Source organism: Clostridium frigoris (genome assembly GCF_018861865.1).
Lineage (GTDB): Bacteria > Bacillota > Clostridia > Clostridiales > Clostridiaceae > Clostridium_AD > Clostridium_AD frigoris.
Genome location: NZ_JAHLDV010000017.1, coordinates 48,697 through 58,657, shown reverse-complemented (window position 1 = coordinate 58,657; position 9,961 = coordinate 48,697). Strand labels below are relative to the sequence as shown.

General features: G+C 27.7%; 9 protein-coding genes, 1 rRNA gene, 1 riboswitch and 1 other annotated feature. Of the genes, 4 read left to right on the top strand and 6 right to left on the bottom strand.

Annotated elements, in window-relative coordinates:
- Positions 1-67: ribosomal RNA gene (locus KPL37_RS09510) — 16S ribosomal RNA — on the top strand; the annotation flags it as partial.
- A gap of 276 nt (positions 68-343) precedes the next feature.
- Here the strand turns inward: KPL37_RS09510 and KPL37_RS20075 are convergent.
- Positions 344-1,021 (bottom strand): cell wall hydrolase, encoded by a 678-nt coding sequence (locus tag KPL37_RS20075; RefSeq protein ID WP_425514034.1) that lies wholly within the window; start codon positions 1,019-1,021, stop codon positions 344-346.
- Positions 1,022-1,174: 153 nt separating this feature from the next.
- Positions 1,175-1,301: riboswitch (cyclic di-AMP (ydaO/yuaA leader) on the bottom strand.
- A gap of 221 nt (positions 1,302-1,522) precedes the next feature.
- Between KPL37_RS20075 and KPL37_RS09500 the strand changes: the two genes are divergently transcribed.
- Entirely contained in the window at positions 1,523-1,678 is a 156-nt protein-coding gene (locus tag KPL37_RS09500; protein ID WP_216148551.1) for a hypothetical protein, read from the top strand.
- A 119-nt stretch (positions 1,679-1,797) separates the two neighbouring features.
- Here KPL37_RS09500 and KPL37_RS09495 read toward each other — a convergent pair whose 3' ends face one another.
- The 5 genes from KPL37_RS09495 to KPL37_RS09475 form a co-directional block, all read right to left on the bottom strand.
- Complete coding sequence (locus KPL37_RS09495; protein WP_216148549.1) at positions 1,798-2,310, bottom strand: tryptophan transporter; 513 nt, start codon at positions 2,308-2,310, stop codon at positions 1,798-1,800.
- A gap of 133 nt (positions 2,311-2,443) precedes the next feature.
- Positions 2,444-2,691, bottom strand: a binding site (T-box leader).
- A 311-nt stretch (positions 2,692-3,002) separates the two neighbouring features.
- Positions 3,003-3,962, bottom strand: a complete 960-nt coding sequence (uvsE, locus tag KPL37_RS09490) for a UV DNA damage repair endonuclease UvsE (RefSeq protein ID WP_216148546.1) — start codon at positions 3,960-3,962, stop codon at positions 3,003-3,005.
- Between the two features lie 427 nt (positions 3,963-4,389).
- Positions 4,390-5,808 (bottom strand): sensor histidine kinase, encoded by a 1,419-nt coding sequence (locus tag KPL37_RS09485; protein WP_246578211.1) that lies wholly within the window; start codon positions 5,806-5,808, stop codon positions 4,390-4,392.
- Between the two features lie 52 nt (positions 5,809-5,860).
- The gene (locus KPL37_RS09480) at positions 5,861-6,544 is read right to left on the bottom strand and encodes a response regulator transcription factor (RefSeq protein WP_216148543.1); all 684 of its coding nucleotides are present in this window, start codon (positions 6,542-6,544) and stop codon (positions 5,861-5,863) included.
- 185 nt (positions 6,545-6,729) lie between these two features.
- Positions 6,730-7,191, bottom strand: coding sequence for a DUF4342 domain-containing protein (locus KPL37_RS09475; protein ID WP_216148540.1), 462 nt, complete (start codon positions 7,189-7,191; stop codon positions 6,730-6,732).
- Positions 7,192-7,472: 281 nt separating this feature from the next.
- On the opposite strand from KPL37_RS09475, the gene KPL37_RS09470 reads away from it, so the two are divergent.
- Positions 7,473-8,918: a DEAD/DEAH box helicase gene (locus KPL37_RS09470; RefSeq protein ID WP_216148537.1), complete on the top strand. Its 1,446-nt coding sequence runs from the start codon at positions 7,473-7,475 to the stop codon at positions 8,916-8,918.
- 516 nt (positions 8,919-9,434) lie between these two features.
- On the top strand, positions 9,435-9,761 hold the full coding sequence (locus KPL37_RS09465; RefSeq protein ID WP_216148534.1) for a hypothetical protein: 327 nt from the start codon (positions 9,435-9,437) through the stop codon (positions 9,759-9,761).
- Positions 9,762-9,961: the final 200 nt, after the last annotated feature.

The window sequence follows — 9,961 nt, the reverse complement described above, 5'->3', positions numbered from 1 at the left end:
ATCGATGATTGGGGTGAAGTCGTAACAAGGTAGCCGTAGGAGAACCTGCGGCTGGATCACCTCCTTTCTAGGGAGTAGATATAGAGACTTCGGTCTTTATAATAGAAGAATTTAATTATTCTTCAAAACATCTATTGTAATTACTCGTTCCTATTTCTCTGTTTAATTTTGAGAGACTAATATTAAAAATAAAATAAACAATTATAATCACTTTTAGTGTTTATAATTGTTTATTTTATTTTTTGGGAGAATTATATTTATAATAGAAAAGAATCAATAATTTATATATAAAAAAACAAACCTCCACAAAACATGGAAGTTTGTTTTTTTACAATCATAATTTTTAATAAGCAAATATTAATTTGCCTAGAGTAATAGCTACTGGTTTTGAAGTTAACCATTTATTTGTTACAGTACCATCATAAAAAAACAAGGCACCTTTAGTTGGATCAGAACCACTTAAAGCCTTATATGCAGCATTAAGCGCGGAACTACTCGCAGTTTTATTAATCATGCCATTCATTACTGGAGTAAATTGATAGTGACCAGCACTTTTTTGGTTAATTACACTACTTATGTCGTTTGGATATTTCGAACTTTGAACTCTATTTACAACTGTAGCGCCAACAGATACCATAGCATCATCACTTTCACCAGATGCTTCAGCCGTTATTAGTTTAGCTAATAGTTTTACATCACTATTAGAATAATTAATAATCTTATTATCCTGAGGTGCTGGTTGCGTAACTGAAGATTTTTGTGTTATCGATTGTTTATTCTCAGTCGTATTATGAGGTGCTTTTTTATCGTTTTCAGAATTACTTGGAATTTTAAAGACATCTCCAGGATAAATAGTATCGCTCCACTTATTATTTGCTTTTCTTATTTCATCTAATGGTAAACTATATCTTTTTGCTATAAAATATAGGCTGTCGCCACTTACTACTTTATAAGTATTAGTTGGAACATCTAGTACTTGTCCAGTTTGTATGGTACCACTTGGTAGTCTATTGTTTTTCATTAAAACATTTGTAGTTGTGTTATAGGCATTACTGATTTCACTTAATGTATCACCCGATTTAACTTGATAAGTAGCAGCATATACGGAGCTGCTACTCGCTAAAACTAAGGTTAATGCTAGTATAGTGTTTTTTAAATTTAATTTAATGATATTGAAGCCTCCTTTATATGCCTGCGAGGTTAGTTGACGGATTCGGGTTAAAGGTACCCTACTCTAAAGAGAGATTCACCCCATTTATAATCCCCCGTTCTCCATTTAGGAAATTCGGCAATATATTAGCTATATTATAACATGAAACGACAAAATAACCTATGTTAGAAATTGTAACAATATAAAAATACATAATGAGATTAAAAATATAAAAATATTTATATCTGGTTATATAATTATTTTCAGAAAAAATTTGTTTAAGAATATATATATTTTTTATTTTTGTAAATACTATAGGTAAGCGATGCAATAAATATTTTGTATCCAAAAAAGATAAGAGGAGATGTTATTTTGGACAATGATAGTAATAAAAAAGTAAGTACAGAAAAGCAATATGTAGAGAAGAAAAATGGAGATAAGAAAACTTTTGTAAGTGAAGTTCAGGAATTTAACAAACCGGAAAATTACGATGATGCATTTAAACAGTATTATCCTGAGCAAAGCTAAATCTTTAATTATAATAAAATAGAACGGAATGGTTAAGAAGAATAGAAGATTTTTAATTAAAGAATCAAGCTCTATTATGAGCTTGATTCTTTAACGTTTTTATATCATATTCTTAAAAGTTAAAAATTTATAAATTTACTTTTTAATGCTGGGTTTGTTGCAATAAGTTTATGAATAGAAAATCCTACGAAACAATTAAATACAGAAGTAGGAAGTACTATTGACACAAAAAGTGCTAAAAAAGGTGCAGGTAAACTAAATAGAAAGAGAGCAGAGCTTAAAAAAATACTTCCACTTACTATTGTTCCAAGAAAATAAATGCTTGCTAATTTAAGTGAAGAATTAGATTTTAGATTTTTATATATAACATATACAAATATTGAAGTTATTATTTTATCTATAATGCTAGGAAGTTGCCCACCTGGAAAAGTAGTAGTTAAAGCACATAAAACACCGGCAACTATACCTGTTATTAACGCAATTTTAAAATCTTTCGTAATTGTTATGGATAAAATCATAAATACCAATAATAAATCTGGTTTCATACCTAAAAATATACCTGGTGTAATTTGATGCAATATAAGACCTATTGCTAGTAATAGAGATGTTATTATTATTTTATTTGTTTTCATAAAAAGTAACCCCTTTTCAAAATAATTAAGATTCATTGGTTTTAATATTATCTTAGAAGCCGGTATCTTTCAGCACATCAAATTGATCACCACCTTTATATTAATTATTAAAATAAAAAAAACCTCCGCCCCATATTAGGGCGAAGGATATTCGCTATACCACCTAAATTATGCTGAAAAAAGAAGCATATTTTATACTTCGAGTACTAAAATACTCTAGCCCTTCTAACAGTGGGCATCCGGTAACTACTACACTCAAAGTTTGAGTTCGGGTTACTTCTAGCAGGTCCATTCACTAAAGTTATCAATACTGAGATTACACTATCCTCAGCTCTCTGAAATTGCATTACTTTAATTACTCTTCCTGTTCAGTGAATTTGTATATAATTAATAACTTTACTTTGATAGTTATTAAGTTTTATAAGATTGTATAAATCATAGCATTTAAATTATTAATTGTAAACATGTTTTGTTAAAAAAATTTAAATATCCTTAACAGCTTCTATTATGAAGCTATTTTTAATAACATCTCTTGTAAGTGAAATGTAAGCTGTTGGGGGATTATCAATTGTAGCAATATTATTCCTCTTTTATATTACATATTTAAATGCATTGTAATCAGGATTACATAAAAGAGAAGACTTTAGCAATAAAAATATTGCTAAAGTCTTCTCTTTTATAGAAGTATTCTATTAAAATTCTATAGTAGTTTTATCAAGCCAAGTCCATTCTGGTTTAAAGACTTTTACATCTTCTAGAAGTTGAAAGAAAGCCACATCAGCTAGTTTTGCTTCTAATAATACATCAAAATCTATTCCCAAAGGGATACACTTTTCAATAAACTCAATGAATGATGCTGCATCGAGGTTATCAGCATGTTTTTTATCTTTTTCTCCAGTTTTCGGACTAGAAAAATGTACCTTAGGTGGTAAAGATTGACCTTCCCAAGTTTCAAATATGTCTTTTATCATAGGTTCTAAATCGTCACCACCGTTATTGCAATTATGATGATGTACATCTAGTACCATAGGTGCCTTTATTTCTTGGCAAATACTTAATACTTCTTTTGTAGTAAAGCTCTTATCATCATTTTCAAATATTAGCATATCTGTTATTTCTTTTGGTAAGTTATTAAAATTCTTAAAGAATCTTTCTGTAGCAGCAAGTTTTCCGCCTTCCTTACCTCCAATATGTAATACCATTTTGCCTAAAGGATAACTAATATCTTTAAAAATATTTGCATGAAACTGTAAACTTTTTATAGTGCTTTTTATTACTTCTTCCTTTGAACTATTTATAACGTTAGATTCATCTGGATGCATATCTACCCGTAAATTATTATTGTTAATATAATTTCCAAGCCATTCAAAATCCATTTTTAAAATTCTTCTAAATTCCCAGTTAGTTACTTCAGGATGTACTGCTAAAGGAATTAAAGCTGAAGTTATTCTATAAAAGTGGACATCATTTTTTACAGTGTATTCCAAAATTTTATGCAAATCATTAACATTTGAAACTGCTACCTTTTGTAGCTTTTCAAGCTTATCCCTATCAGTTGATTGTTTTGTATATGTAGAAAAAGTTACAGTGCTTGCGGAAGTTATTTTAGCTGACTTTAATGCTGTAGCCACATATCCTAACCTTATTTGCATAATATCACTCCTCATATAATATAGTTATACCATTGAATAAAAATTAAAATATTTCTAATAACTAATATTCATTAATATATTTAAATTGTTGTACTAACATATCAAAATCTATTGTATAAATTAAAATATCTTTAATTTGTATAATTTTATTGCTATCATATTATCTATAATAAAGTTAACTTACAAATATTGTATATGAAATATTGAGTAAAGGTCAGAAAACTTACTGGCGAGATAGTTTCCTATTAATCTCCATAATGTAAAAGCAAATACAATATTTTAAATAATTTTTAAGAATACTTTATTAAATAAATATAATATCTAAATAGATTTAAGAACGAACCCAAATTTAATCATATCACATAACTATAGTGTATGTAAAACAATATACACATAATTGAATAAATATTTGTAAGTAGTGTGAATACTATTTCTTTTCCATTGGAAGGCCAATGGTTATTTTTGTGCCCATTTCCGGTTTGCTTTCTACTAGAATTGATCCATTATGCATTCCTATGATCCATTTTGATATAGATAGACCAAGGCCAGTTCCACCACTTTCTTTTGTTCTTGATTTATCACATCTATAAAATCTAGTGAAAATATGGGGAAGATCATCTTTCGCGATACCAATTCCTGTATCTATAATTTCAATTATTAAATTACTTTTTTTTACATAACTATTCAACTTAATATTTCCTCCAATAGGGGTATACTTAGTACTATTATCAATGAAAATTCGTAAAGCTTGTTTTAGTAAATTCCTATCTGCATAAATAGATAATTTCTCATTAATATCACTTGAAACTTCATGACTTAAGTCAATTAGTTTAGTTTCCGTTATGATTTCCTTTATTAATTCATTTATATAAAAATCTTCTTTATAAACTTTTTTTGTTTTCTTATCACTCCTTGCTAGGAAAAGAAGCTTTTCTACTAGTTGTTGCATATTGTAAGACTCGCTTTTAATAGCAGTAATTGATTCTTCTAGTACATCTTTATCATCTTTTCCCCAGCGGGATAACATATTAGCATAACCTTGGATAACGGCAATAGGCGTTCTGAGTTCATGAGATGCATCTGATACGAATTGATTTTGCATTTCATAGGAAATTTGTATCCTATTTAGCATCTCATTAAAAGTTTCTGCTAGTTGTTTTAATTCGTCGTGTGAAGTGCTAACATTTAGCCTCTTTTCTAAAGCATTAATTGAAATAGCTCTTGTTGCTTTCGTCATATTTCTTATAGGTAAAAGCATTTTTTTACTAGCTCTAGAGCCAAATCCTAATGTAACAATTAAAGATAATATATTCACGATAAAAATAATTGCTGCGAAAATAGCTAAATAGTCATTTTCTTTGCTTAAATTTTTAGAAGACTGAAGAAAAAAGGTTTTATTATTAACTTCAAGTTTAGTGGTAACAAAAACAAGTTGTTGGTTGAGTTCGTTGATAAATAGGGTAGTAGATGTATCCTTATGAAAAGATATACCATTTTTATCGTTTTGACTGGAATAAACAAGATTTTTATTCTCATCAAATACACTCAACGTAACATATTCTATGTTAGCAAAAGCGCTATGATTAAAGCTCTTCAGGTCTTTGTCTGCTTTAGCATAACTAATAGCTAATGTGCTATATTTAGTAAGTTCATTTTGGACTTCATTAATTAAAAAAAACCTGAAGCCAATAATTAAACCAACACTTAACACAAACAGTGTAATAGAAAAAATGAGAGTATACAAAGCTGTCATCTTAAAGTTAATTGAAAATCGTAGCCGTTTATTAATTGTGTATGCTAATTTTCTTAATAACTTTGGTGTAAAGGTTACTATTATTACGAGCATTCTTAAGAGTAATCTGAAGCATTTTATTGTAATTTTAAAGAGAAATCTTATATTATTCATACTTTAAAATATATCCCACCCCTCGTACTGTATAAATAAATTTCTTGTCAAATTTATCATCTATTTTACTTCTTAAATATCTAATGTATACATCTACTACATTAGTATCACCCATATATTCATATCCCCATACAATATCTATAATTTTGTTCCTTGTAAGTGCTATATTTTTGTTTTCTATTAGCAATTTAAGTAAATCAAATTCTGTCTTAGTTAGGTCTATGGTGCTGTTATTATAAGTGACCATATGTTGATCTAAATCTACGGTTAATTCTCCAACAGATAATATATTTAAGACTTTTTTTATTCTTGTATTCTTTTTTAATGCGGTTCTTATTCTTGCAAGTAATTCTTCAATGGCAAAAGGCTTAGTCATATAGTCGGTTGCACCTATGTCAAGTCCAGTAACTTTATCCATTATCTCATCTTTTGAAGTAAGTATTATGATAGGGATATCTGACACTTGTCTTAGTCTTCTTAGTACTTCTAGACCGTTTAAAGTAGGCAACATAATATCAAGAAGTAACAAATCAAAGACTTCATTCATAGCCTTATTTAAACCTTCACGTCCATCATGACTTTGTGAAACTATATAACCTTCATACTTTAGCTCGAGTTCAAGAAATCGTGCTATTTTTACCTCATCCTCAATTATTAAAATCTTTTGTCCGTTCATATATAACTATACCTCCAAAACATAATATATTAATCTACATTATAATTTTCTTATCAAATTATTAAATATATAATAATAGTATTATTATATGTTATTTAGAATATAATTGCAGATAATTAGACATATTCAATAAACTTATTATCTTTAAAAAAACCTACATTAGCAAAATGTAGGTTTTTTAAGCTTTATTCAGTTTTCGTTTCTTCTTTAATTTTTTTAGTCACCTTATTAACAATAATAGACACTTTATCAAAGATTTTATTTGCCTCAGAATTTTCATTATTTTTCTTTACAATTCTTATTTTGTGATTAGTTATAATAGCGAGTAGTAACCCTACAATTACTATTGGGGCAGCGACTATTGTTAGAATAACAGCGAGTGTTATGCAAATATTTAAAACCACATTATCATTTTTTTTAATTAATATCTTCGTTTCGTTACCAGTTTTAATAAGAATTTTTACCTTTTTAAAAAATGTACTGTCATTACAAGGCTTTTCATCTGGCTTGATTTTGTTCTGCTTTTCAAGGTATATTAAGGATTCAATGAGATTACCCTCGTTTTGCTCCAAAGCATTTTTAGCATCCTCATAACTTACATTCGCTCTTTTTCTTAATTCATCAATTTGATCTAAATTTATTGACATATTTATTCCTCCCTTTTTTATTTTAGTAGATAACAATTTTACTTTGCTATAGCTGTTTAGTTGTTTTCTATACCTTTATTATAAGACCTGAGAATTAAAGAAATATTAGTAAAAGATTAGAATTGCATTAAAATATATCAGTGTTAAACAAACAAATTTATAGTATTTCAAAAATTATAATATGAATTATAGTCTTAATCATGGTATAATATAAACTTATGAGCTAAAAATTCATTTAAGGTATACTTAAAATTATATATGAAACAAGAGAGGAAGTTAAAATGAGTAACATGAAATTTGAGGAATTTAATATCAGTGAAGAAATACTAAAAGCAATTAAAAATTTAGAATATAAAAAACCTTCAGATGTACAAGCAGCTGTAATACCTATAGCTCTTGAAGGTAAAGATATTATAGTAAAATCACAAACCGGTAGTGGAAAAACAGCTGCATTTGCTATACCACTTTGCGAAAGTGCTGATGTAGAAGAAACACAGCCTCAAGCTTTAGTATTAACACCTACTAGAGAACTAGCACTTCAAGTAAGTCAAGATATAACAAACATAGGAAGGTATAAAAAGATTAGAGCAATAGCTGTTTTCGGTAAACAACCAATCGAAATGCAAAAAAAACAACTTAAGCAAAGAGTACATGTAGTAGTAGGTACCCCAGGAAGAACTTTAGATCATATTGAAAGAGGCTCTATTAATTTATTTAAGGTGAAATACCTAATAATAGATGAAGCAGATGAAATGCTTAGTATGGGCTTTATAGAACAGGTGGAAGAGGTTGTTAAGGCTGTTCCTAAAAACAGAGTTACTATGTTATTTTCAGCAACAATACCTGAGTCTATTGAAGCAATTTGTATGAAATATATGGTTGATCCTGTTAAAGTAGAAATAAACCCTGAGAAGTTAACAGTTGATAAGATTGATCAAATATGTTACGAGGTAGATGAAGATAGGAAATTTAGTTTGCTCAAGAGATTACTTTATATTGAAAATCCAGATTCTTGCATTGTATTTTGCAGAACAAAAGAAAATGTAGACGAAATTACTGTTCAAATGAAGAACCGTCATTATTCATGTATTAAGATACATGGAGGTATGATTCAAAATGATAGATTAGATGCTATGGAGAGATTTAGAAAAGGCGAATTTAGGTTCCTAGTGGCTACAGATGTTGCTGCAAGAGGAATAGATGTTGAAAACATAACACATATTATAAATTATGATTTACCAATTGAAAGAGGTAATTATGTACATAGAATAGGTAGAACTGGGCGTGCAGGAAAAAAAGGAAAAGCTATAACTTTTGTTACTCGTAATGAAGAGAGATTTTTAAAGGCTATAGAACAGTATATCGGGATGGAAATACCAAAGGGATCAATTCCAACAAAGGAAGAGTCAGAGCCTTTTAGGGAGGCATTTTATAAAAAGCATGATGCCAAACCTGTTATTAAAAAGACTAAATCATCAAATTTTAATGGCGATATAATGAAAATGTACATTAGCGCAGGGAAAAAGAAAAAAATAAGAACTGTGGATATTGTAGGTACTATTTGCAATATAGAAGGAATTAGTTCTGATGACATAGGTATTATAGATATTCAAGATAGTTTTTCACATGTAGATATTATGAATGGAAAAGGTAATTTAGTGTTGGAAGCCCTTAAAAATGGTACAATAAAAGGAAAAACTATTAGGGTTGAGAAGGCTAATAAATAGTATTTTATAACATTACTTTAATATGTAATTAAAAATAGGAATGAGATAGATAAATTAATTATCTATCTCATTTTATTTTAAAAAAATTTAAATAAATAATAAATATAGAGTGATTATTGGATTTTATATATTTTATAATCAAGATAGTTAACAATTATTTTATGCATATTCACATTCAATAATAATACTGTATTCATGAATATTTTTTAGTGATTTGCAAAATATATATTTGTCATAAGTTTTATAAAAGAAGTATATATGTACAGTATAATATGTGTTCGTAATTTCTATCTTTTGAATGTGCAAGATTAGGTCTTAATTTGACAGAATAACAATAGAGTTATAATATTATTATATAAATGTAATTCAAATTTTCTTTGATATGTGTTAAAATGTAAAAGTTGTTGAAAAGATTTGGTAAAGCGTGATATTTAAAACAAACAACTAGGATTTATAGAATATATTAATTGTAATATAGATGATAAATAATATTACCTGTTAAAAAGGAGAGCTATAATGAAAGCATTTCAAGATTTAGTAAATGAGACTTTAGAAGTTCAAGATTTAGAAGAATTAGAATCGGCAGCAGATTTATTTCAGTTTGGTATTGAAAAAGGATATTATAATAAACGACAAGCGGATCAATTTAACGTTACTTATTGGAAAATGAAAAACAAGTGCTTAGCTTATGAAGTTGCCAAAGAAATAAAGGGTAATAAATTAGATATAATTACTATGGTTACTAGTGCTCCAACGGAAATAAAAGATAACATACGAGAACTTACTAATTATGTGAATGGACGAGTTAAAGCTCTGAAAGGTAAAATGAACGGTATTAGATAGTAGTAATATTTTATAAATAAAAATAGAGGTATATATTGTTATAAGTAAGTAATTATAATAGTATATACTTTTATTTATGTAATTTTAATATTTAATAGAAAAAAGTTTATAGTATATAAAAAAACAATAAGGAATAATTTTCTGAAAGATTTTTTAATGTTCAAAAAAACTATTGCATATGACGTAACGTAATGTGTTAA